This is a genomic window from Streptomyces sp. SID12501 (genome assembly GCF_010550245.1).
GTDB lineage: Bacteria > Actinomycetota > Actinomycetes > Streptomycetales > Streptomycetaceae > Streptomyces.
Genome location: NZ_JAAGLU010000003.1, coordinates 81,260 through 103,673 on the forward strand (window position 1 = coordinate 81,260; position 22,414 = coordinate 103,673).

Here is a 22,414-nt window from a genome sequence, read left to right on the forward strand (position 1 = left end):
CTAGATGAGGCCGTGGTCGCGGAGGTACTCCAGCTGGGCGCGTACGGACAGTTCGGCGGCCGGCCACAGGGAGCGGTCCACGTCCGCGTACACGTGGGCGACGACCTCAGCGGGGCCGGTGTAGCCGTTCTCGACCGCCGTCTCGATCTGGGCGAGCCGGTGGGCGCGATGGGCGAGGTAGAACTCGACAGCGCCCTGGGCGTCGTCCAGGACGGGGCCGTGGCCCGGCAGGACGGTCCGGACGCCGTCGTCCACCGTCAGGGACCTGAGCCGCCGCAGGGAGTCCAGATAGTCCCCCAGGCGGCCGTCAGGATGGGCCACCAAGGTCGTTCCGCGCCCCAGGACGGTGTCTCCGGTCAGGACGGCCTGATCGGCCGGGAGATGGAAGCACAGCGAGTCCGCGGTGTGCCCCGGCGTCGGTACGACCCTCAGCTCCAGCCCGCCGACGGTCACGACGTCCCCGTGCCCGAGGCCCTCGTCCCCCAGTCGCAGCGCCGGATCGAGCGCCCGCACGTGCGTCCCCGTGAGTTCGGCGAACCTTCCGGCGCCCTCCGCGTGGTCCGGATGCCCGTGTGTGAGCAGCGTCAGCGCGACCCGCTTGCCGGCCTTCCCCACGGTGTCGACGACATGCTTGAGGTGTACGTCGTCCAGGGGTCCCGGGTCGACGACGACGGCCAGTTCGGAATCCGGCTCGGAGACGATCCAGGTGTTCGTTCCGTCGAGGGTCATCGCGGAGGCGTTGGGCGCGAGGACGTTGACCGCGCGCGCGGTGGCGGGTCCCGAGAGAACCCCGCCGCGCGGCTGGCCGGGGAGAGCGGCGGCTTCGGTCATGCGGGGGCTCCGCCGATCCGGATGTGCTTGGTGAACTCGTCGTGCCCGGGCCAGGCGAGCACGATCTCGCCGTCCTCCAGGCTGGCCCTGGCCAGGACAGGGGCGATGTCGCGCTCCAGAGCCCCGGCGAGGGCCCCGGCCGCGCTGTCGTACGGTGCCAGCGCGCGCAGGGTCGCGATCGTGGGCGGCATCATCAGCAGCTCGCCCCTGTCGTACCCGGCTGCCGCGTCGGCCGGTTCGATCCACACCGTGCGGTCCGCCTCCGTGGAGGCGTTCCGGGTGCGCTGGCCCTGCGGGAGCGCGGCGACGAAGAACCAGGTGTCGTAGCGGCGGGACTCGAACTCCGGGGTGATCCAGCGCGCCCACGCCCCGAGGAGGTCCGAGCGGAGCACCAGCCCGCGGCGGTCCAGGAACTCGGCGAAGGACAGTTCCCGGGCGACCAGGGCGGCGCGGTCCGCCTCCCAGTCGTCGCCCGTGGTGTCGCCGACCACGGAATCGGCGGCCGGGCCCGCGAGCAGCACGCCCGCCTCCTCGTACGTCTCCCGTACGGCGGCGCAGACGACCGCCTGTGCGGACGTCTCGTCGGTGCCCAGGCCCAGCCGGGACGCCCACCACGCGCGCGTGGGGCCCGCCCAGCGGATCAGGTGGTCGTCGTCGCGCGGGTCGACCCCGCCGCCCGGATACGCGTACGCGCCCCCGGCGAAGGCCATGGAGGCGCGTCTGCGCAGCATGTGGACGACGGGGCCGGCATCGGTGTCCTTCAGGAGCATGACGGTGGCCGCGCGCCTGGGAGTGACCGGGGTGAGGGTGCCTTCGGCGAGCCCGCGGATGAGGTCCGGCCACTCCGGTGGGTACCACTGCCCGTTTGCCATGGGCGGAGGCTATCCGGTGGTGGGCGCATGTTCGAGGCCCCGGGGACGTCCGACAGGCCGGGGGTGTCTCCTCACCCCCGTTTACGCCTCCGTCAGCTCCACCTGGACCTCGACCTCGACAGGCGCGTCGAGTGGCAGTACCGCCACGCCGACCGCGCTGCGGGCGTGGACGCCCTTGTCGCCCAGTACCTCGCCGAGGAGTTCGCTCGCGCCGTTGACGACCCCGGGCTGGCCCGTGAAGTCGGGTGCCGAGGCGACGAAGCCGACGACCTTCACGACGCGAGCGATCCGGTCGAGGTCACCGGCGACCGACTTGACCGCCGCGAGCGCGTTCAGCGCACACGTACGGGCCAGTTGTTTGGCCTCCTCGGGCGTGACCTCCGCGCCCACCTTGCCGGTGACCGGGAGTTTCCCGTCCACCATGGGCAGCTGGCCCGAGGTGTACACGTACACCCCGGACTGCACGGCGGGCTGGTACGCGGCCAGCGGCGGCACGACCGGGGGCAGCGTCAGCCCCAGTTCGGCGAGGCGCGCCTCGACCGCGCTCACGCCTTCTCCCGCTTCAGGTACGCCACGAGCTGCTCGGGGTTGTTCGGCCCGGGCACGACCTGGACGAGCTCCCAGCCGTCCTCGCCCCAGGTATCCAGAATCTGCTTCGTGGCGTGAACGAGCAGCGGCACAGTTGAATATTCCCACGAACGACGGTTACTTTCAGACATGGCAACATCCCAGGTGGTTAGCGGCATGAATCTTCACGTCGCAGGCTATACGCGCCAGTCCTACAGACGGGCCAACGGGAGTGAGGCGAGCTCTGCCGGCCAGCGGAACGCCAACCAGGCACGCTTCGAGTCATTCGCTGCCGAGTCGGCACGACAGGGCCGTGAGGCCACCTGGTGTGACCACTACGAGGACGTCGGTATCTCCGCATACAGCAGAACCCAGCGGCCCGACTTCGAGCGGCTGTTGCGTGACTGCCGCACAGGCCGGATCAACGTGGTCATCGTCTACGACATCAGCCGCCTGTCTCGGCTCGAACCGCTCGACGCCATGCCCATCGTGAACGAACTCCAGTCGCTGGGCGTGACCATCGTGTCCGTCACTGAAGGCACATTCCGGCCTGGCGACACCATGGACCTGATCCACCTGATTGTCCGGCTCGACGGAGCGCACCAGGAGTCGAAGAACAAGTCAGCGGCTGTTCGGGACGCCGCTGCGCTGGCTCGCTCACTGGGTGGCTACGTGGGAGGCAAGGCCCCCTACGGCAGACGACTGCGCCAGGAGACCCGAACTGCACCAGGCGGTAAGCCTGTTGCGATCCAGACCCTCGTAACCGAGCCTGCCGAAGCCGAGGCGATCCGGCGCATGGTCAAGGCCCTGCTCGTCGGCAGCAACTCTGTGCACTCGGTCTGCTCGACGCTGAATGCCGAAGGTGTGCCCACACTCGGCGCATCCCGGGGCAAGAAAACAGCAGACTCCGCCTGGCACCCCAAGACCCTGATCCGCTTGCTCCGCCACCCGCACATCGCCGGCTTCGACGCAGACACCGTGTACGGGCCAACGGGCAGGGCTACCGGGCACCGGCTACGGCGGGACACGGAGGGCAAGCCTGTACACGCGTGGGACCCGATCCTGCCGGAGGCCGAGTGGTTCGCCCTGCAGGAGTGGCTCGATGACCGGCCCGTCCGCGTGAACGAGCACCGGACCACGGCGCTGCTGACGTCCATGAGCGTGCTGGCCTGCTCGTGCGGCTGCTCCATGAGCGCGAACAACTCGGCCCGGCCGTCCTACTTCTGTAACCGGCCGGCAGGCAAGCCGCTCCGCACCGATGCCCCTGGGGACCACCAGGGTCGTAGCTACATCTCGCGTACCGCCCTTGATGACCACGTGGTCCGCAGCATCTTCGCGCTCATCGCTGCCACTGAGCGGGACAGCGAATCGCGCGACATCCTGGAGCGAGTGGCTGCCCACTACGCGGAGGTCAACGAGACGCCCGAGACAGCGCAGGAGCGAAGCGCGTTGCTCCATGACCGGGCCGACGCGCTGCGCGCCCTGAACCAGCTGTACGAGGACCGGAAACTGTATGAAGGCGACCCCATCGGCCGGTCACGCTGGCAGGCAGATGTGCGGACCCGACAGGAGCGCTTGCGCGCCGCCGACAGCAGGCTGGAAGCACTGGGGCAGGCCGGCTCGCTGGTGCTTCCACTGGGCGAGTGGACGGCCTGCGATGCCCCGGCGAACGAGGGGGATCCACTGGGATCCGGTAGCTGGTGGGAGTCAGCGACACTGGCCGACCGACGATCCTTCGTGTCGCTGTTCTGCAAGCGGATCACGGTGCGGAAAGCGCTGCCGACAGAGAAGAGCAGAGGGAGCAAGGCAAAGGCGGTGGTCGAGCCGCGCGTGTCTATCGAGTGGGTGTGAGCAGCCGCAGAACGCAGCCGAGTCCCGGAGAAACTCCTGTGCCCCGGTCGAAGTTGCCGGCCTCACCGTTGAGCCGAACAACGTGGCACCGGCATTCATGACATTGAACGTGTCATCAGAATGGCATGTTCCCACTTGGTCATGGGGCGGACTTCAGTCGCTGTCACAAGACGCCTGGTACACACGTTGTCCACAGCCACCTGCGTAGCTTCGGGCCGGACTGGTTAACCTCGGATACGTGAGCAGGTTCCAGGTCGTCAGCGGTAAGGGCGGGACCGGAAAGACCACGGTCGCCGCAGCGCTCTCGCTCGCCCTCGCCACCGAGGGGAAGCGCACGCTTCTCGTCGAGGTCGAGGGCAGGCAGGGCATCGCGCAGCTCTTCGAGACAGAAGTGCTGCCTTATGAGGAGCGGAAGATCGCCGTCGCTCCCGGGGGCGGGGAGGTGTTTGCCCTTGCCATCGACCCCGAGCAGGCGTTGCTGGACTACCTCCAGATGTTCTACAAGCTCGGGAGCGCCGGCCGTGCCCTGAAGAAACTCGGCGCGATCGACTTCGCCACCACCGTCGCCCCCGGGATCAGGGACGTCCTCCTGACCGGCAAGGCGTGCGAGGCGGTCCGCCGGAAGGACAAGAGCGGGCGGTTCGTCTACGACCACGTCGTGATGGACGCCCCGCCGACCGGCCGCATCACCCGTTTCCTGAACGTCAACGACGAGGTGGCCGGCCTCGCGAAGATCGGCCCGATACACAACCAGGCGCAGGCCGTGATGCGCGTGCTCAAGTCGGCGGAGACGGCGGTGCACCTGGTGACGCTGCTGGAGGAGATGCCCGTCCAGGAGACCGCGGACGGTATCGCCGAGCTGCGGGCGGCGAAGCTGCCGGTGGGGCGGATCATCGTCAACATGGTGCGGCCCGAGGTTTTGGACGAGGCCGAGCTGGAACTCGTACGAGCGGCTCCGCGCGGCGCGCTCGCGCGGTCGCTGTCGGCCGCCGGACTCGGCGGGGCGCGGCGCGGCGGGAACGCCGAGAAGCTGGTGGACCCCCTGCTGACCCAGGCCGAGGAGTACGCGGAGCGGTATGCACTGGAGCACGAACAGCGTTCCGTGCTGGGCGAGTTGCAGTTGCCGATGCACGAACTGCCGCTGTTCACCGAGGGTATGGACCTTGCAGGTCTCTACCAACTGGCCCACGAGCTGCGGAAGCAGAGGATGTCATGAGTCCGGACCAGCACGACACCGCTTCCCGCCATGGTCTGTTCCCCGCGCGCGTGCTCGAGGTGGATCCACTGATCGACGATCCGGACACGCGGATCGTGGTGTGCTGCGGGGCCGGCGGGGTCGGTAAGACGACCACCGCGGCGGCACTCGGGCTGCGCGCCGCCGAGCGGGGACGGAAGGTGGTCGTACTCACCATCGACCCGGCCCGCAGGCTCGCCCAGTCCATGGGCATCGACTCGCTCGACAACGTGCCGCGGCGGGTCAAGGGCGTCGAAGGCGGCGGCGAACTGCACGCCATGATGCTCGACATGAAGCGGACGTTCGACGAGATCGTCGAGGCGCACGCCGACGGTGAGCGGGCCGCCGCGATCCTCGCCAACCCCTTCTACCAGTCGCTCTCGGCGGGCTTCGCGGGCACGCAGGAGTACATGGCGATGGAGAAGCTGGGGCAGCTGCGGGCGCGCGACGAATGGGACCTCATCGTCGTCGACACACCTCCGTCCCGGTCCGCGCTGGACTTCCTGGACGCCCCGAAGCGGCTCGGTTCGTTCCTCGACGGCAGGCTGATCCGGCTGCTGACTGCGCCGGCGAAGCTCGGCGGGCGCGCGGGAATGAAGTTCCTGAACGTCGGGATGTCGATGATGACGGGCACCCTGGGCAAGCTCCTGGGCGGCCAACTCCTCAAGGACGTCCAGACGTTCGTGGCCGCGATGGACACCACCTTCGGTGGTTTCCGTACCCGCGCCGACGCCACGTACCAGTTGCTTCAGGCGCCCGGCACGGCGTTCCTCGTGGTGGCGGCCCCGGAGCGGGACGCGCTGCGCGAGGCCGCGTACTTCGTGGAACGGCTGGCCGCGGAGGACATGCCGCTCGCCGGACTGGTGCTCAACCGGGTCCACGGCAGCGGCGCCGCCCAGCTGTCGGCCGAGCGTGCGCTCGCCGCCGCGGAAAATCTTGAAGAGCCCCGCATTGTCGATCAGGAGGACGGGAAAGCTGGACTTCGTAACTCTCCCGACACGTACGGCAGTTCAGACCGGCCAGATCATCCGGATCGCTCAGACGTCGAAGAACACGTCGAAGGCCCCCCCACCGCCACCGACAGTGACCAGACCGCCGCCCCGAGTGAACCCAGCGTCCAACAACTCACCGCAGGCCTGCTCCGACTGCACGCCGACCGTATGCAGCTGCTCTCCCGCGAGCAGCGCACACGCGACCGCTTCACCGCGCGCCACCCGGAGGTGGCGGTGACCGAGGTCGCCGCACTGCCCGGCGACGTACATGACCTCGCGGGCCTGCGGAACATCGGAAACCGGCTCGCGACCGAACGGCCGGAGCTGCCGACGCTTCCGGAGCTGTCAAAGCATTCCGGAGACGAGTGACTGACGACGAGTGATGACCGGGACGGCGGTGACCGACCGAGACGGCTCAGCCCACCGCCAAGTAGTTCTCGTACACCTCTTCCTCATCGAGGGGCAGGATTCCCGCCCCTCGCTCGTACTCCGTACGCGCTGTTTCGAGCAGCCGACGCCACGAGGTGACGGTGGGACGCCTGCGCAGCAGTGCGCGGCGCTCCCGCTCCGTCATTCCTCCCCACACGCCGAACTCGACGCGGTTGTCGAGCGCATCAGCCAGGCATTCCGTGCGTACCGGACATCCGGTGCACACTGCCTTGGCCCTGTTCTGCGCTGCTCCTTGAACAAACAGTTCATCCGGATCGGTAGTGCGGCAGGCCGCCTGCGCACTCCAGTCGGTAACCCAGCCCATACCGGCGCCGTCCTCTCCCGAATCGAGGCTCCCCCACGGCGGCAGCGGCATATTCACCGCCGCCAGTTGAGGACGTTACGGAAGGAGGGCACAGCGCAACACCCCCTTCGGGCCCAATCTTGAATGGCCCGAACGGACTATGGGTAAGCGGCAGATCACCCGGGGGAGTGAGCGACCGACATGCGCGACTATCCAGATGAAGCGGGAGGTTTCGGTTGAGTCACAACGGACACCACGTGACACACGAGGCGGATCCGGGCACGTACTCCACAAAAAAATCCAAAAAAAGTTGGACTACATCCGAACCGTTTCGGGTCTCACGGACGTATTGATACGTGACCTCACTGCTGTGACAGTTGTGAAGAGCTTAGGCCAAGGCCTGTACGTGTGTCCGGCGAATGAGAACGTAGGCTGCCCTCATGCCAAACAAGCGCTCGGGCGGTGGCCTGTCGGTAATCCAGCAGGCCTCCAAGTTCCTCGGTGTCAGCGTGCTCGCGGGAGCCGTCATGGCGGGCATCGCCCTGCCCGCCGCAGGTGCGCTCGGCCTCGCGGCCAAGGGTTCGGTCGAGGGATTCGACGAGATCCCGGCCAACCTGAAGCGCCCGCCGCTCAGCCAGCGCACCACGATCCTGGACGCCAAGGGCGGCCAGCTCGCGACGGTCTACTCGCGTGACCGCACGGTCGTCGAGCTCAAGGACATCTCGCCGTACATGCAGAAGGCGATCGTCGCGATCGAGGACTCCCGGTTCTACGAGCACGGCGCGATCGACCTCAAGGGCGTCCTGCGGGCGCTCAACAAGAACGCGCAGAGCGGTGGCGTCGCGGAGGGCGCCTCCACGCTCACGCAGCAGTACGTGAAGAACGTCTTCGTGGAGGAGGCCGGCGACGACCCGACGAAGGTCGCGCAGGCCCAGCAGCAGACGATCGGCCGCAAGATCAAGGAACTGAAGTTCGCGATCCAGGTCGAGGAGGAGCTGGGCAAGAAGAAGATCCTCGAGAACTACCTGAACATCACGTTCTTCGGCCAGCAGGCCTACGGCGTCGAGGCCGGCGCCCGCCGCTACTTCTCCAAGTCCGCGAAGGACCTCACCCTCGCCCAGTCGGCCCTCCTGGCAGGCATCGTCCAGTCGCCGACCCGGTACGACCCGGTGAACGACCCGGCGGAGGCCACCAAGCGCCGCAACACCGTGCTCCAGCGCATGGCGGAGGTCGGCGACATCTCCGAGCAGGAGGCCGCCGCCGCCAAGGAGAAGCCGCTCGGCCTGAAGGTCAGCCAGCCCAAGAACGGCTGCATCGCGGCGGTCAAGGGCGCGGGCTTCTTCTGCAAGTACGTCGAGAAGGAGTTCCTCGCCAACCCGGTCTTCGGCAAGACGCGCGAGGCCCGGACGAAGATCTGGAACCAGGGCGGCCTGACCATCCGTACGACGCTGGACCCGCAGTCCCAGGCGTCCGTGCAGGCGTCGATCAAGGAGCACGTGTACAAGTCGGACAAGGTGGCGACGGCTGTCACGCTGGTCGAGCCGGGCACCGGCAAGATCCTCGGCATGGGCCAGTCGAAGCCGTACGGCTACGGCAAGAACGAGACCGAGATCAACTACTCGGTCGGCAGCGACCGGGGCGGCTCCAACTTCGGCTTCCCGACCGGTTCGACGTTCAAGCCGTTCGTGGCGGCGGCTGCCCTGGAGGAGGGCCGCCCGGCGATCCAGGAGTACTCGGCGCCGTACGAGATGGAGTACCCGAGCCCGGTCCAGACGTGCAGCGGCAGTCCGTGGACCAACCAGGAGAACGCGAAGGTCGAGAACGAGAGCGAGTCGGAGAAGGGCCCGTACCGCCTGCGCAAGGCGATGGAGCTGTCGGTCAACACCTACTTCGTGCAGATGATCTCCGACATCGGCCTGTGCCCGGTGGTCAAGATGACCGACGCGCTGCACGTGACCCAGGGCAACGGCGACAAGCTGCCCGAGGTGCCCGCCATCGCCCTGGGTTCCAAGGGCATCTCCCCGCTGACGATGGCGAGCGCGTACGCGGCCTTCGCCTCCCGTGGCACGTACTGCACGCCGATCGCCATCGAGTCGATCACGCAGAAGGCCAACGGTGGGCAGAAGTCGCTGGCGGTCCCGAAGTCGACGTGCACGCGCGCGATGTCGGAGACCACCGCGGACACGATCAACACCCTGCTCCAGGGCGTCGTCGACTCCGGCACCGGTCAGTCGGCCGGCCTCACCGACGGCCGCGACAACGCCGGTAAGACGGGTACGACGGACGAGCGCAAGAACGCCTGGTTCGTCGGCTACACCCCGACCCTGTCCGGCGCCGTCTGGGTCGGCAGCGCCATGCAGAACGTGAAGATGCGCAACATCACGATCGGCGGCGTCTGGAACGAACTCGTCTTCGGCGGCAAGGTCCCGGGGCCCATCTGGAAGGACGCCATGACCGGCGCCCTCGCGGGCAAGGACTCCGGGAACTTCAACTTCGTCCCCATCATCGAACCGCCCGTCCAGAAGCCGGACGACAACGACGGTGACACCGGGGACGACAACGGCAACAACAACGGCGGCACGACGGACGGCGACAACGACAACGGCGGCAACACGACGTTCCCGACGCCGACCTTCTCCATCCCGGAGAACCTCTTCCAGGGCACGAGCAACGGAAACGACAACGGGGGCGGCCGGGGCTGACGCCCGGACCCCTACGAACTCCAGGCGTAATCGCGCCGGTTGGACAACGTGGGCACTCTCTCGGCGGGGCACCGTGACCTGGTTACGGTGCCCCGCCGTCGCCGCTTCACCGTCGGCCCGCCCACGTCGGCGGCCACCAGCGAACGACCGAGCCGGCGCCACGAAGGTGGCGCCGGCTGACGTACTCCACAGCTGTGGACCGAAGAACACTCAGGGAACCGAGAGCGCTAAGGGGACTGAGGATACTGAGCGCACTCAGCCGGCGAGGAGCCTCTTCACGGCGGCGGCGACCCGGCCGCCCTCGGCGAGGCCCGCGACCTTCGGGTTCACGATCTTCATGACCTGGCCCATGGCACGCGGCCCCTCGGCACCGGCCGCCTTCGCCTCCTCGACGGCCTGGGCGACGATCCGGTTCAGCTCCTCGTCGTCGAGCTGCTTGGGCAGGTAGGCGGCGAGGAGCACGCCCTCCGCCTTCTCGCGCTCGGCCTGCTCGGGGCGGTTGCCCTGAGCGAAGGCGTCGGCGGCCTCGCGGCGCTTCTTCGCCTCACGGGTGATCACCTTGGTGACCTCCTCGTCGGAGAGTTCGCGCTTCTCCTTGCCGGAGACCTCTTCCTGGGTGATCGCGGTGAGGGTGAGCCGGAGCGTCGAGGAGCGGAGCTCGTCGCGCTCCTTGATGGCGGCGTTGAGGTCTTCCCTGAGCTTCGACTTGAGCGTGGTCATGGGATCGATTGTCGCAGGTACGGGAAGGGCACCGCCCGTGGATTTCCACCGTCGCTGCGCGCCTGACACGATGGGAGCATGCGCGCGCGATACGCAGTACCCCTGGGAATCACGGCGGTTGCCGCCGCCGGCCTCGTCTACTCGGCGGGTTTCGAGACCCGCTCCTTCCGCCTGCGACGGGTGACCGTGCCGGTGCTGCCCGCGGGCATGCGCCCCCTGCGCGTGCTCCAGGTCTCCGACATCCACATGGTCGGCGGGCAGTACAAGAAGCAGCGCTGGCTGCGCTCCCTGGCCGGCCTGCGCCCCGACTTCGTGATCAACACGGGCGACAACCTGTCCGACCCGGAGGGCGTGCCCGAGGTGCTGGACGCACTCGGCCCGCTGATGGAGTTCCCGGGCGCGTACGTCTTCGGCTCGAACGACTACTACGGCCCCAAACCCCGTAACCCCGCCCGCTACCTGCTCGAGAAGACCCAGGGCAAACACGGGCTCAACGGCAACCCGCCCGCGGTCGACGTGGTCCACAACCCGTGGGAGGACCTGCGCGACGGCTTCGACACGGCGGGCTGGCTGAACCTGACGAACACCCGCGGCACGCTGAAGATCGACGGCATGTCGGTGGAGCTGACCGGTCTGGACGACCCGCACATCAAGCGGGACCGGTACGCGCAGGTGGCCGGCGGCCCGTCCAGGACGGCTGACTTCTCGATGGCCGTCGTCCACGCCCCCTACCTCCGGGTCCTGGACGCGTTCACCGCGGACTCGTACCCGCTGACCCTGGCCGGCCACACGCACGGCGGCCAGCTGTGCATCCCCTTCTACGGCGCCCTGGTCACCAACTGCGACCTCGACACCGACCGCGTGAAGGGCCTGTCGACACACACGGCGGAGGGCCGGACGTCGTACCTCCACGTCTCCGCCGGCTGCGGCGCCAACCGCTACACGCCGGTACGGTTCGCCTGCCCGCCGGAGGCGACACTGCTGACGCTGGCCGCGCGAGGCTGACGCTGACGGCGCGGGCGTAACCCACACAGACCGCCCGGATCGCCCCATTTGCCCGGCCGTCCTAGCGTGAGGGCATGACCGCCCCGATACCCAGGGACATCCCGGACCTCCCCGCGCTCCCGGGCGGACCGGCCCTCCTCTCCTCCCCCGTCCCCGCCACGGCGGTGGTGACGCCGATACGCCGCCCCGTGACGGCGGCCTTCCGCCTCCTCACCGCCGCCACGGCGGCCACCGCCGTGACAGCCGAACTGCTCCTCGGCAGCCCACTCCACGTCCTGAGCCGGTTCACGATCCAGAGCAGCATCCTGCTGACCCTGGTCATGACCGTCTCGGCCCGCCGCGCCTGGACAGCCCGCCGCCCCCTGCCCGCCACCCTGACGGGCGCGGCGCTCCTGTACGTCGTGATCGGCGCCCTGGTCCATCACCTGCTGGTGACCAACCCGTCGAGCCCGTTCGCCACACCGTCTCCGCCGACAGGCTGGCACGTCATCACCGACCAGATCCTGCATACGGCGATCCCGATCGCGGCACTCGTGAACCTGCTGCTCATGACCGCCTCCGGCCACCTGCACCTGCGTCAGGCGGCACCGTGGCTCCTGTACCCCCTGGCGTACCTGGCCTTCTCCCTGGCCCGAGGCGAACTGCTCCTCCCGGGCACGCCGAACCGCTATCTGTACGGCTTCCTCGACGTGGAGGAACACGGCTACAAGAGCGTCCTGGGCAACGCCCTCCTCCTCGGCCTCGCCTTCTACGCCCTTGCCGTCCTCCTCGTAACCGTCGACCACATCCGCCCGAACCCCGTCCACCACCGCGTCAAAACCGGATTTCGCCTGGGGCCACCCGTGGGCTAAAGTAAACGACGTCGCCGCGACAAGCAGGACAAGCAGCGACATCGGGGTGTAGCGCAGCTTGGCAGCGCGCTTCGTTCGGGACGAAGAGGTCGTGGGTTCAAATCCCGCCACCCCGACACAGGTCAGAGGCCCATTCGCTTGATCGCGAATGGGCCTCTGTCGTGCTCGGGGGGCCAAACGAGAAGAACCCCACTGTGGGACTGCTAACCCTCTGCGCCCGTCCTCTGCACGTTGCCCGAGACCGGTGGACCGCTCCGCTCAGGCGCCCGCTCGCCACGATGGCGGCCAACTCGCGCGCTCAGCGATGACCCCACCCGGAACTTGCAGGCCTGTCCGTGCTTTGTCGTAAAAGGTTTCCCTGGCCCCCCGATACTCGCGATATGCCTGTTCCCACTTGGCCGCGTCCCCGGCAAGACGGCCCCGCGCCATCCACTCCAGATGCCACACCGTCTCGTTCAGCTTGCGGACCGCAGTGGCTGTGGCGGGATCAGCCAGTAGGCGGAGCGGTTCCGTCATGGCGGCACGCTTCGCCTCCGCTTTTGCTGCCTGCTCCAGCGCATCGTTCGTAGGCTCCACGGGAGTGGGATCTTCAGTCAACCCTTGATGTGCAGCCAGCCTCTGGTAAGCGACAACGCACTCCTTGATTGCCTGCCCGTAATCGCTGTACGCCTGCAAGAGCAACCCGTCCCACCGAGCCCCGTGCTCCCTTCGCCAGCGGGTCCGCTCGTTCAGCATCCCCACCAGGTACGACAGGACTGCACCCAGCACGACTCCGATCAAGGTCGAGAACTCGTTCCCCACCGATCTCCCTAAATGATGGCGTCACCTCTTCAGCGACACCTCACCATCAGGCTGTGGAGGAGCAGCGTCGCTCAAACCACCGGGCCTCCCCCACCATCAGCAAAGATCTCGTCCATCGCTTCCGCTCCCTGCGTGATCACCGGGCGGAGTTGCTTGCGGTACACCGCTTCCGTGGTCGCCTGACTGCTGTGACCGACCAAAAGCGCGATGCGTTCCAACGGGATGCCATGGTCCGAGAGCAGCGACACGAAGCTGTGCCGCAGCTCCCGCGGGGTCCACTCCGGTTTCAGTCCCGCTTTCTTGACGATGGCCTTGAAGTCGCGCCGAACGTTGGCCGCATCTAGCGGCTCGCCGGTCCGGGTCGTGAAGACACGGCCGGTCGGGTCCCACTCCTTCCCCTTCGACGTGCGTTCCTTCTTCTGCAATCTCAGGTGCTCTTCGAGCACGTCGACCACCTGATTCGGGAGAGCGATGGTCCGCCGGCTCTTCCTGGTCTTTGTCTCTCCGTGCTTGCGCACCGAGCGCCACACCGCGACGTGCGGCGGAACGTCGCCCTTCGTCTCCAGGAAGACGTGATCCCAGGTGAGAGGCCGCGCCTCTTCCGTACGAACGCCGCTGAGCAGCGAGAGCACGAGGTACGCGTACAGCCGTGACGGCCGTGCGGCAATGAGCACCGCTTTGGCCTCGTCCAAGTTCAGTGCCTTGCTCGGTCGACCGGGGCGCCCTTCCGGTGCGGTGACGAGAAGGGCCACGTTGCGCGCTGCCTTGTCCCGGCGCTGAGCGTGCGCGGTGGACCGGCGCAGGATGGCGAGCAGGTCGCGCAGGCTTCGCGTCGCGAGGAATTCGGCCCTGTCGTCCAACCAGTCATCGACGTCGTCCGCGCTGAGTTCCTTCAGCTTGGCCTTGCCGATGAACGGGATCAGGTGCTTGTTCGCCATCGAGCGGTTCTTGCCGATGGTGCCCTTCTCGTCGCGCCCCTTGAGTCCGCGCTCCAACCAGTCGTTCACCGCGTCCGCCACGGTGTAGTTGGCCGGCGCCTTAACGCCGGTCTGTACCTCCTTTTTCAAGTCCCGGATCTTGTTGCGGACTTCGGTCTTCGTCTTGCCGTACACCTTCGGTCGACGGCGCTTACCGTTCGGGGCGTGCCCCAAAGAAACGGCGCCCACAAAGCTCTTCTTCGCGGGGTCCCAATAGATCGTGTCCGCACCGTGTCCCGCCTTGGTGGCGCGTTTCGGGGTCTCAGTCATGCTGCGTTGTGCCTCCATAGGACAGGGCCGCGCCCCGGGAGGACGCGGCCCTGTTGTGGTGGGTGGTTGGGAGTTCAGGCGGTGGCTCTTGCCTCGCGCTTGAGAAGTTCGACGTACTCCGCGATGTAGTCAGGCGGCACGAGTCGACGTCGACCGATGCGAACGGTCTGGAGTCTTCCGAGCCGTATCTCCTCGTAGACCATCGAGCGGCCGATCCGGAGAACTATCGCGGCCTCTTCGGGCCGGTAGAGGAGTTGTTCAGCAGACGCAACGGCGGTGCTCATGCGGCGGTGCCTCCTCGGCAGGGAGTCAGGGGCGGTGGCCCCCTTCCTGTCAGGTCCGCTACTTCCGCTACCTCCGCTACCGCCCTGTTCAGGGGCATGATCGTGGTAGCGGATATGGGCAGCGGTAGCGGATGGAGCCGCTACCGGCCCCGGGATCGTGGCCGCGGGGCGGGTAGCGGACGGGCGGCGCGGTAGCGGATGCGGAGTGCCGATCCGCTACCGGTTTTAGTGCTCTGGCCTGCCCGGTAGCGGAGGTAGCGGAAGTAGCGCACTTTCCGCGGGGGGAGGGCAGTAGCGTTGCCACGCGTCGTGAAGATCGGACGCGTAATAGCCCTTCATGACGCTTCCGCCGGCCTTGATGTTGCGGGCCGCGATCGGCGAGTTGTCCGCGGTCATGTACTCGCGCAGCATCCGTGAGAGGCCGCGGGCATCAAGCGGCTTGCCGCTCATGTCCGCCCACGGCGCCTCTTCGAGGCTGTGCAGCCTGTCGAGGATGGCGACGGTGGGCAGACGGTCGATGCCGTTGAGCACGTAGTCGCGCAGGTCGATCAACAGACGGATTCCGACGCTGCCCTTGTCACTGGTCTTGGCCGCGTTCACCAGCTCGATGCACGCAGCACGGGCCCGCTCCGGCCACGTGCCGCCCGCCGCGTCGGCCACGGCGAGCAAGGGCTCCCATACGTCCGCGGGCCGGTCGCTGATGCCCTCCGGAAGCTCCGGGAACACTCCATCGACCAGGTGGCGGATGGACTGCGCCCAATTGGCGAGCCGGTCGCGCAGTTCGTGTCCTTCCTTCTCGTGGATGCGCTGACGGAACGGTTCGACCTGCTCGTTCGGTGCGCGGCGCCGCATCCGAACAATGACCGAGCGAGTCAGGATCGTGTCGGGCAGCGAGCCAAGCCCGGCGACCGCGACCCCGCAGAACGACGGGAACTCCTGTACCTGCTGATTGGAGCCGTCGCCCACACAGCGCCACATGACGCCAGAGCGTCGGTGGCCTGCGTTCAGGAAGCCCCGGAGCTGTTCGTTCTCTCCGGCCTTGGGCCCGAAGACCGTATCGATCTCGTCGAACAGGATCGTCGGCCGTCCCTCCATCCCGGACACCGCGCGGAACAGTGCGGACGCGGATGCGTTGACCGCGACCATCGGTTGCGGCACGAGGGTTTCCACGATCTCCAGAGCGCGAGACTTGCCCGACCCCGGCTCCGGCGACAGGAACGCGAGCCGCGGTGTGGAGTCGAAGCAGTCGAGCAGGTGCGCGTGCGCGTCCCACAGAGTCACGGCGACGTACGCGGCTTCGAGCGGGAAGATGTTGAAGCGTCGGTGGAAGGCTTCCACCTCATCGAGCAGTGCGGAGCCGTCCATGACGGGTGCCGGCGAGTTGGCGCTCATGCCGCCTGCCTCCCTTCCTGGTTGATGCGGAGCGGACATACGTCGCGGTGTGCGCTGTGGTCGTCAATCAGGGCAAGCACCTTCGTGTGACCGACGGCGCTGCGGTCCCTGCCGCACAGGCACTTCGAGGTGGCGGTCGGTACGGCGCGACCGGGTGCGGAGATGCGCAGCCATGCGACCGGGTACCGCCCATCTCCCTGCTGCGAGTCAGGGCCAACAGCAGTGCGGACGCCCTTGCGGGCGGCGCCTATCGGCTCGCCCACGGCCAGACCGAGCGCGGCTTGTGCGGCGGCGCGCGGGCCGGAGTGGGGAGCGGGAAGGCTCTTCAGGAGGGGGCGAGTAGGGGCGCTCATGCCGCCCTCCGGTGCTGGTTTCGAGCAATCGACCAATTCAGACCGCTGCGAATGGTCGCCTCACACGATCGCGGCGAGAGACCAGCCTGCTCCCCCGCCCACTGAAGAGCCTCTTCCACCTGCTCCCTGGGAAGGTCGCCCGACGCGATGAACCGCCCCAAGGCTCGCGCCGCCCGGAGCAACGTGGCGTTGCGCTCGCCCTCCGGTGCCGTGCGAACGCTCGCGGTTTCCGCATTCAGGCCCGCTGCCGCGTAGCGAGAGGCTCGTACAGCCGATGGTGCAGCCGTCAGTGCCCGCGATGACTGACGGACCGTCAAGCGGGCACACAGCCAGTCCGGCAGGGGCGCGGGCGGTGCGTCGTTGACGATCGCGTAGGCGCCACCGCTGGTGATGCTGCCGGGCGCAACGACGTAACCGCCCCACGCCCGGGTGTCGATGCGCTTACCGAGCCGTCCAGCCGTGTTGCCGAGCCGGACACCGGGCGGCGCCGCGAAGTACAGGTGGACCCCGCCGCCCGCGGTCCGCACCGTGCGCGTGGTGGGGACGGCATGCCCGGCGCGCTCGCAGAGCGCCGTGAAGGTCGTCACGCCGTTAGGCGTGTCCGTACTGCACTTGCGCTTGGGCATGTCGAGGTCGACTACAACCAGCCCGGATGGACCGGTCGCAATGCCGACGTTGAACGGGAGGTCGCCCCATGCCCGGCGGATGCGGTCCGGGTCGATCGTGGCGCGCTCTTCCCACTTGCGGTGACCGCCGGCGCAGTCTCCGATGCCGGGACATACGTCCTCCCCGTGGAGGGCAGGGCGCTTGTCACCGGGGCGCAGAGGGAGGACGGCCCATCCTCGCTCGGCAGCGTCCAGTGCGGCGTACAGAAGATGGCGGTTCATGCGGCCACCGCCAATCCGCTCGATGGGGTGGCAAGGGCCGGACGGCTCTCGCCGAATGCCGGTCGGTGGGTCATGCTGGAGGTCTCCTGTGTTCTGTTGGAGGGACAGGGAGAACCGAGGCGGCGCGGTCTTGTGGTGAGAGGCGCCGCCTCGGGCATTGCTACTGGTGCTTGGCCCAGTGGGCGTATTCCTGGCGGACGTAGCCGCGCGATTCGGCGGCGGCCCTCGGGTACGCGGCCCGAATCGGTCCGCTCGGGTGTCCGCCGCTGTTGTCGCGGTCGTGGTCGACGAACCGGCGGGCCGCTTGGGTGGCCGCCGTGTCGGCGTCGCTGGTGATGCCTGCCTGTTCGTCGTGCAGCGCGATGCGGTCCAGCAGTGCCGCTTTGCGCAGCCAGTATTCGCGGCCGTCGTCGCCGTTGAACGGCAGGTCAATGACGGTCCTGGCGGTGCGGGCGGTCCATGCGATCTCGCGGACGATGCTCGGGGCGAACGCGTAGGCCGCTTCCGGGGTGGGCCACGGGCCCTGTTCGGCGCGGTGGTCGACATGGGCGTAGAGGCGGGTGCGCTTGCCGTCGCGGGCGGGTTCGACGGTGACGGTGCCGGTCGCGAAAGTGGTGTCCAGCGCGGCGACGATGCGGTTGGTGTCGGCCGGGTCACAGATGATGCGGATCTCGAACACGGTGGTCCTCTCAGTGATCAGAACGGGGGTTCGGTGCTGTAGCAGCCGCACGTGCGTGAGCGGGTGCCGCAAGCCGGGCAGGCCCGCCGGATGCGGAGCCAGCGCGGGCTGTGAGGCAGCCACACGAACCGCAGCGGCAGGAACGGGGCGCACACGCAGGCGTCGTAGTCCGGCTCGTCCTCCCCGTACACCGCACCGATCACGTCTCCCTCGCCGCCGCAGTACGGGCAGTTGGGGTCCGGGAGACGGTGCAGGGCGAGGATCGGGCGCGGGCCGCGCGGGCGCCCTCCGACGGGGTGGGAGACCCATCCCGCGTGGTGGCGGACGGCGAGGCGGTGGCGGGCGAGGAGCCGGGCGATCACGCGGACTCCCTCTGCACAGTGGGGAGTTGGGGCAGTCCTGCGCGTTCCAGGGCGGTGGGGTCGAAGCCGGGGAGGGTGGCGCGGGTGACGAGTGCCTGTGCGAGGGCTTCGGCGTAGGCGGCGCCGCTGCGGGCGACTTCGATCTGGGTGGTGGCGCGCAGGGTTTCGACGCGTTCGACGTGCGCGTATTCCTCGCGCCGGTCGCTCGTGTCGCGTTCGTGGGTGATCTGGTCGCGGCGGTCGGTGCGCCAGTAGCGGGCGGCGAGTCCGTAGGCGCCCGCGGTGGCCAACGACCACAGCAACAGCGGCAACGGCAGACCATCCGCGTATCCGGCGACCCCGGCGAAGGCGAGCGCACCGGACGCGGCGAACGCGGTCCCCACGAGCACCGAGTCTCCGGTGCTGTTGCCGGCGGCCACCCCCGCGGCGGCGGCACCGAGGGCCAGGGACGTCATCAGCACGGCGTTGCCGACGCTGTGTTCAGCGCCGTTGGCGTTCCAGATCCGGGCCAGTGCGAGCACGGTGGTGGTGGCGATGGCGGGCGCTGCCTTGGGTGCGGCGAGGGCGAGCCAGTGCCGGGCGATGATCGGTTCGTTCACGGCGGGACTCCTCACAGGTGCTGGACGGCGTCGAGGACGGCGGCGGCGAGTTCGTTGATGGGTCCGGAGGCGCCGGTGGAGGCGAGGAAGAACCCGAACCCGGCGGCGACGAATGCGGAGCCGTAGCCGAGGGTGTTGGAGCGCAGGAGGAAGAACAGGACCAGGCCGAACAGGGCGACCAGGGAGACGGTGACGGCCATCGGTTATCCCTTCGGGGCGGGCCGCGTGGCAGCGGCGGGGGTGTTGGTGCCGGTGCGGTAGATGCGGGCGGCGCGGTTGTAGAGCCAGCGGCCGATGCGGATGCGTTTGCCGTGGCCCTTGCAGCGGCGGCACGGCTTGCCGCGCTTGAGGCGTCCCTTGCGGTCGGTCTTGAGCGCGTGGCCCATGCCGGAGCACTTGCGGCAGTCGCCGAACGGCGAGGCCGCACACAGACCGCTGTAACCGAGCGTGACAGTGAGCAGGCAGGCGATAGCAAGGGCTATGGGGGTCATCGGGGACCCTCCAGGCGGGTTTTCGGGGTTTTCGCAGGTGGGGTGCTATCCGCTAGATCCCAGATGGGATGCGGTTTGGGGTGCTAGCGGGGGTGCTACCGATAGCGGGTCACCCCGCTACCGGTAGCGTCCATCCGGGGTCAGGCGGCGCCCCGGTTTTCGTCACGCTGCGCAATCGCGGTGGTGAGGTCGTCGCGGGCGATGCCGCGGCGGGTGGTGCGCTCACCGTCGTCGGTGGTCCCGGCCACACCGTTGGTCTTGATGCCGTGCGGCTTCAGCGCGCTGGTGACGTTCTCGCCCTTCCAGCCGCCGTAGACCTCCGGGCGCAATTCGGCGAGCCGGGCGGCGATCCGCTCGTTCCACACCCGGTTCTCGGAGACGGGCACGACCGCAGCGACGTCGGCAAGCAGGTCGTAGGACGGCCCGGCCGTCGTGTCGGCGTCCTCCCCAAGCGCGTGCCCGGACAGGGTGCCTTCTGCCTTGCGCAGGGCGAGGGCGCGCTGGGCGATGGCGTGGGTGGCGTTGTCGTCCAGGTAGGCGGTGCGCACCACGGTCGGCAGCGGGTTAGCGCCCCCGAGGTAACCGTTACCGGCATCGATCTCCGGGCGGAAAGCGGTGGCCCGCACCCCGCTCTTGTAGGCGGACGTGCCCAGGATCATGTCGTTCTCGACCTGACCCGCGACACGGAGGCAAAAGCGGATGGACACGTTGCCGCTGATCCCGGTCGGCAGCGAGTCCTTGTCGGGGCGCTGCGTGGCCAGCACCAGAATCACACCCAGCGCACGACCGAGCTTGATGATGAACTCGGCATCCTCACCCGCCTGTTTGCCGTACTTGGAGTGGGCGAACAGGTTCTGGCATTCGTCGAACACGGCGAGCAGCGGCCACAGCTTGAGCGAGCGCTTGTCGGCGATGGAGCGGGTGATGCGCTTGTCGGGGCACAGGTCCCGCGGCAGCTTCTTGATGACGCCCGCGCGGCGCATGACTTCCTCGCGCAGCAGTTTGAGGGAGTCGGCCGCGTACTTGATGGAGTCGTCGTCGATGCCGGAGACGAACCGGTGGCTGACGCATTCGAGGGAGTCCAGGTCACCGGTGCCCTTGTTCTCGTGCAGCCACAGTTCCACGCTCGGATCCAGTGCCGCACCGCACGCCAGCACGCGCACGGAGGCGGTCTTGCCCTGTCCGGGCTGCGAGCCGATCAGTACGTTGTGCTGGATCAGGGGCACCGACTGAGCACGCCCTCGCGGGTCCAGGCCGAACGGCACCCGCTTGAAGACGTCGTGCCGGCGGGCGCCGGCGAGCTGCCACTTGACGATGCCGGTCTTGGACAGGTCCCGGTCCCCCACCCACAGGATCAGGCGTCCCTCGTGCTCGTTGGGGTCGGCGTCCGGCCACACACAGCCCAGCGGGCGGCGCAGACCGGACGCGAGACGGGCGCGCCGGTCGGCGACGTCGGCGACGGTCACTCCGAGGGGGAGGTCGATGTCTGCGCGCCAGCCCGGGCCCTCGCGGGTGATCGGGGCGACGAACCGGATACCGTCCTGCCCCTTGGCGACGGCGGACGCGATTTGGCCGATGCCGATGGACGCCATGGCCTTGACCACGATGTCGCTGGTCAGCTTCTGCACCTCGGTCTTGATGACCGCCCGCGTGGCGAGCGGCGCATCCGCCGGCGCCCCCGCCCACCCGAAGCCGAGCACCGCCACCACAGCGGCGATGTACTGGGTGAGCGGCTGCGCCCCGAACACCAGGAACAGACCGGCGACCAGGGCCAGCACGCCCGCGAGGACAGTCACGACAACGCGCAGCCGTACCCGGCGGTCCCGCTGCCGCGACAGCTTCAGGTACTCGTCCACCCGCTCGTGCGTGGCGGTGTACTGGCGCAGTGCCTCACCCTCGCCGTCCACGGCCCAACGCCCCACCCCACCCAGGGTGTTGAGCGCGCCGCGCGGTGAGCGCCAGACCAGCTTGGGCAGGTAGACGAACGGCACGCGCACTGCGTGGAAGGCGACGGTGTGCCAGGCGTGCCCGGCCAGCCAGCCGAGCGCTTCCTTGAACTCCGCACGCGACTTCACCCACGCGGGGAAGACGTCCATCCGCTTGGAATGCTTGATGCGGTCGATGACACCGGGGCCGGACACCGTCGGCACCTTCTGGTCGACCAGAGCTGACGGCGAGTCGCCCGACTCGGTCGGCTCCGAGTCGGCCGACGCGGACGGGACGGAGTCGGGGGTCGGGTCGGCCGACGGGTCGGGGGTCGGGTCGGCCGACGGGTCGGGGGTCGGGTCGGCCGACTCGGTACGGGCCGACCGTGCCTTGCCGAGGTCGACCACGTCGCCCCCGGAGTCGGCCGACGGGTCGCCGGTCATCTCCGTTTCGAGTCGGTTGAACAGTTCATTGTCGTCGGGCTGGTTCACTGGGAGAGTCCTTCTCTCGGGAGGGAAGCGGGGTCCGGCCGTCGCTGTAGGAGGTGGGCGGACGGACCCCGCCAAGGGCGGTTACTGTGCGGGCATGGGTGGGGGATCACAGACCAGGACACGGCCGTGCCGGTGGTGCCGCGAGCCGGTCGTGCAGCCGCGAAATCGGTGGCGCAGACGGCGCTATTGCAGCAAGGCGCACCGCAGAAGAGGCCGGCCGTGACCTCACCACCAACCGGACGACTTCTTCGCCGCCTTGGCGGCGGCGGCCTCGTTCACGATCCGCTGCCGCTCCTTCTCGAACGCGGCTATCTCCGCGGCGAGCCGAGTTGCGGCCGAACTCCACGCGGTTTCCAGCTTTCGTTCGGCGCGCGTGGTGCTCCGACCGCGCACGACGCGGACGGACCCGCCGACCGTGGCACGGATGATCGCGCGCCGTTCCGAGCCGGTCAGCGGCCACATCTCGTACTCACGGACCGCTGTGAGCTTGCGGGTGGCCAACTGGATTTCACGGTCAACGCGGCGGGTGTTGGGCTTGCCCATG

The 22,414-nt window shown here is 68.6% G+C and carries 25 protein-coding genes and 1 tRNA gene; 7 read left to right on the top strand and 19 right to left on the bottom strand.

Translation table 11 applies throughout. The annotated features are described in order from the left end of the window. From G3I71_RS03825 to G3I71_RS03840, 4 genes are all read right to left on the bottom strand, one after another. Entirely contained in the window at positions 1-831 is an 831-nt protein-coding gene (locus G3I71_RS03825; protein ID WP_164312480.1) for an MBL fold metallo-hydrolase, read from the bottom strand. After that, the gene (locus tag G3I71_RS03830; protein WP_164312481.1) at positions 828-1,703 is read right to left on the bottom strand and encodes an NUDIX hydrolase; all 876 of its coding nucleotides are present in this window, start codon (positions 1,701-1,703) and stop codon (positions 828-830) included. The genes G3I71_RS03825 and G3I71_RS03830 overlap by 4 nt, the downstream gene beginning before the upstream one ends. Positions 1,704-1,784: 81 nt before the next feature. After that, positions 1,785-2,252, bottom strand: coding sequence for a RidA family protein (locus G3I71_RS03835; RefSeq protein WP_164312482.1), 468 nt, complete (start codon positions 2,250-2,252; stop codon positions 1,785-1,787). Further along, entirely contained in the window at positions 2,249-2,422 is a 174-nt protein-coding gene (locus G3I71_RS03840) for a DUF4177 domain-containing protein (RefSeq protein WP_164312483.1), read from the bottom strand. The genes G3I71_RS03835 and G3I71_RS03840 overlap by 4 nt, the downstream gene beginning before the upstream one ends. Before the next feature lie 25 nt (positions 2,423-2,447). Between G3I71_RS03840 and G3I71_RS03845 the strand changes: the two genes are divergently transcribed. The 3 genes from G3I71_RS03845 to G3I71_RS03855 all read left to right on the top strand — a co-directional run bounded on the left by G3I71_RS03845 (position 2,448) and on the right by G3I71_RS03855 (position 6,716). Next, positions 2,448-4,121, top strand: coding sequence for a recombinase family protein (locus G3I71_RS03845; RefSeq protein ID WP_164312484.1), 1,674 nt, complete (start codon positions 2,448-2,450; stop codon positions 4,119-4,121). 238 nt (positions 4,122-4,359) lie between these two features. After that, positions 4,360-5,337, top strand: coding sequence for an ArsA-related P-loop ATPase (locus tag G3I71_RS03850; protein ID WP_164312485.1), 978 nt, complete (start codon positions 4,360-4,362; stop codon positions 5,335-5,337). Then, positions 5,334-6,716 (top strand): ArsA family ATPase, encoded by a 1,383-nt coding sequence (locus G3I71_RS03855; protein WP_164312486.1) that lies wholly within the window; start codon positions 5,334-5,336, stop codon positions 6,714-6,716. Before G3I71_RS03850 ends, G3I71_RS03855 begins: the two co-directional genes overlap by 4 nt. Positions 6,717-6,762: 46 nt before the next feature. Here G3I71_RS03855 and wblA read toward each other — a convergent pair whose 3' ends face one another. Further along, positions 6,763-7,101 (bottom strand): transcriptional regulator WblA, encoded by a 339-nt coding sequence (gene wblA / locus G3I71_RS03860; protein WP_053745774.1) that lies wholly within the window; start codon positions 7,099-7,101, stop codon positions 6,763-6,765. Positions 7,102-7,520: 419 nt separating this feature from the next. Here wblA and G3I71_RS03870 point away from each other — a divergent pair, with 419 nt between their 5' ends. Beyond that, the gene (locus G3I71_RS03870) at positions 7,521-9,782 is read left to right on the top strand and encodes a transglycosylase domain-containing protein (protein WP_164312487.1); all 2,262 of its coding nucleotides are present in this window, start codon (positions 7,521-7,523) and stop codon (positions 9,780-9,782) included. 255 nt (positions 9,783-10,037) lie between these two features. Here the strand turns inward: G3I71_RS03870 and G3I71_RS03875 are convergent, their stop codons facing one another. Continuing rightward, positions 10,038-10,502: a GatB/YqeY domain-containing protein gene (locus G3I71_RS03875; RefSeq protein WP_164312488.1), complete on the bottom strand. Its 465-nt coding sequence runs from the start codon at positions 10,500-10,502 to the stop codon at positions 10,038-10,040. 78 nt (positions 10,503-10,580) lie between these two features. Between G3I71_RS03875 and G3I71_RS03880 the strand changes: the two genes are divergently transcribed. From G3I71_RS03880 to G3I71_RS03890, 3 genes are all read left to right on the top strand, one after another. Beyond that, positions 10,581-11,507 (top strand): metallophosphoesterase, encoded by a 927-nt coding sequence (locus G3I71_RS03880; protein WP_164312489.1) that lies wholly within the window; start codon positions 10,581-10,583, stop codon positions 11,505-11,507. Positions 11,508-11,581: 74 nt separating this feature from the next. After that, positions 11,582-12,358: a Pr6Pr family membrane protein gene (locus tag G3I71_RS03885; protein WP_164312490.1), complete on the top strand. Its 777-nt coding sequence runs from the start codon at positions 11,582-11,584 to the stop codon at positions 12,356-12,358. 42 nt (positions 12,359-12,400) lie between these two features. Continuing rightward, positions 12,401-12,474: transfer RNA gene (locus G3I71_RS03890), tRNA-Pro, on the top strand. Positions 12,475-12,616: 142 nt separating this feature from the next. Here G3I71_RS03890 and G3I71_RS03895 read toward each other — a convergent pair. From G3I71_RS03895 to G3I71_RS03955, 13 genes are all read right to left on the bottom strand, one after another. After that, the gene (locus G3I71_RS03895; RefSeq protein WP_164312491.1) at positions 12,617-13,159 is read right to left on the bottom strand and encodes a hypothetical protein; all 543 of its coding nucleotides are present in this window, start codon (positions 13,157-13,159) and stop codon (positions 12,617-12,619) included. 71 nt (positions 13,160-13,230) lie between these two features. Continuing rightward, positions 13,231-14,406 carry a tyrosine recombinase XerC gene (gene xerC / locus G3I71_RS03900; protein ID WP_164312492.1) on the bottom strand — a complete coding sequence of 392 codons (1,176 nt, stop codon included), beginning with the start codon at positions 14,404-14,406 and terminating at the stop codon, positions 13,231-13,233. 74 nt (positions 14,407-14,480) lie between these two features. Beyond that, a complete protein-coding gene (locus G3I71_RS03905; protein ID WP_164312493.1) occupies positions 14,481-14,690 on the bottom strand; it encodes a helix-turn-helix domain-containing protein in 210 nt (69 codons plus the stop codon). A gap of 225 nt (positions 14,691-14,915) precedes the next feature. Continuing rightward, entirely contained in the window at positions 14,916-16,082 is a 1,167-nt protein-coding gene (locus G3I71_RS03910) for a DUF3631 domain-containing protein (RefSeq protein WP_164312494.1), read from the bottom strand. Next, on the bottom strand, positions 16,079-16,435 hold the full coding sequence (locus G3I71_RS03915) for a hypothetical protein (protein WP_164312412.1): 357 nt from the start codon (positions 16,433-16,435) through the stop codon (positions 16,079-16,081). The genes G3I71_RS03910 and G3I71_RS03915 overlap by 4 nt, the downstream gene beginning before the upstream one ends. Then, complete coding sequence (locus G3I71_RS03920; protein WP_164312495.1) at positions 16,432-17,322, bottom strand: bifunctional DNA primase/polymerase; 891 nt, start codon at positions 17,320-17,322, stop codon at positions 16,432-16,434. Before G3I71_RS03920 ends, G3I71_RS03915 begins: the two co-directional genes overlap by 4 nt. Before the next feature lie 160 nt (positions 17,323-17,482). Continuing rightward, on the bottom strand, positions 17,483-18,001 hold the full coding sequence (locus G3I71_RS03925) for a hypothetical protein (protein ID WP_164312496.1): 519 nt from the start codon (positions 17,999-18,001) through the stop codon (positions 17,483-17,485). A 17-nt stretch (positions 18,002-18,018) separates the two neighbouring features. Beyond that, the gene (locus G3I71_RS03930) at positions 18,019-18,363 is read right to left on the bottom strand and encodes a hypothetical protein (protein ID WP_164312497.1); all 345 of its coding nucleotides are present in this window, start codon (positions 18,361-18,363) and stop codon (positions 18,019-18,021) included. Beyond that, the gene (locus G3I71_RS03935) at positions 18,360-18,962 is read right to left on the bottom strand and encodes a hypothetical protein (RefSeq protein WP_164312498.1); all 603 of its coding nucleotides are present in this window, start codon (positions 18,960-18,962) and stop codon (positions 18,360-18,362) included. Before G3I71_RS03935 ends, G3I71_RS03930 begins: the two co-directional genes overlap by 4 nt. Positions 18,963-18,973: 11 nt before the next feature. Further along, positions 18,974-19,162, bottom strand: a complete 189-nt coding sequence (locus G3I71_RS03940; protein WP_164312499.1) for a hypothetical protein — start codon at positions 19,160-19,162, stop codon at positions 18,974-18,976. 3 nt (positions 19,163-19,165) lie between these two features. Further along, on the bottom strand, positions 19,166-19,453 hold the full coding sequence (locus G3I71_RS03945; RefSeq protein WP_164312500.1) for a hypothetical protein: 288 nt from the start codon (positions 19,451-19,453) through the stop codon (positions 19,166-19,168). A 140-nt stretch (positions 19,454-19,593) separates the two neighbouring features. Further along, on the bottom strand, positions 19,594-21,870 hold the full coding sequence (locus tag G3I71_RS03950) for a cell division protein FtsK (RefSeq protein ID WP_164312501.1): 2,277 nt from the start codon (positions 21,868-21,870) through the stop codon (positions 19,594-19,596). 225 nt (positions 21,871-22,095) lie between these two features. Next, positions 22,096-22,413 carry a hypothetical protein gene (locus G3I71_RS03955; protein ID WP_164312502.1) on the bottom strand — a complete coding sequence of 106 codons (318 nt, stop codon included), beginning with the start codon at positions 22,411-22,413 and terminating at the stop codon, positions 22,096-22,098. Position 22,414: the final 1 nt, after the last annotated feature.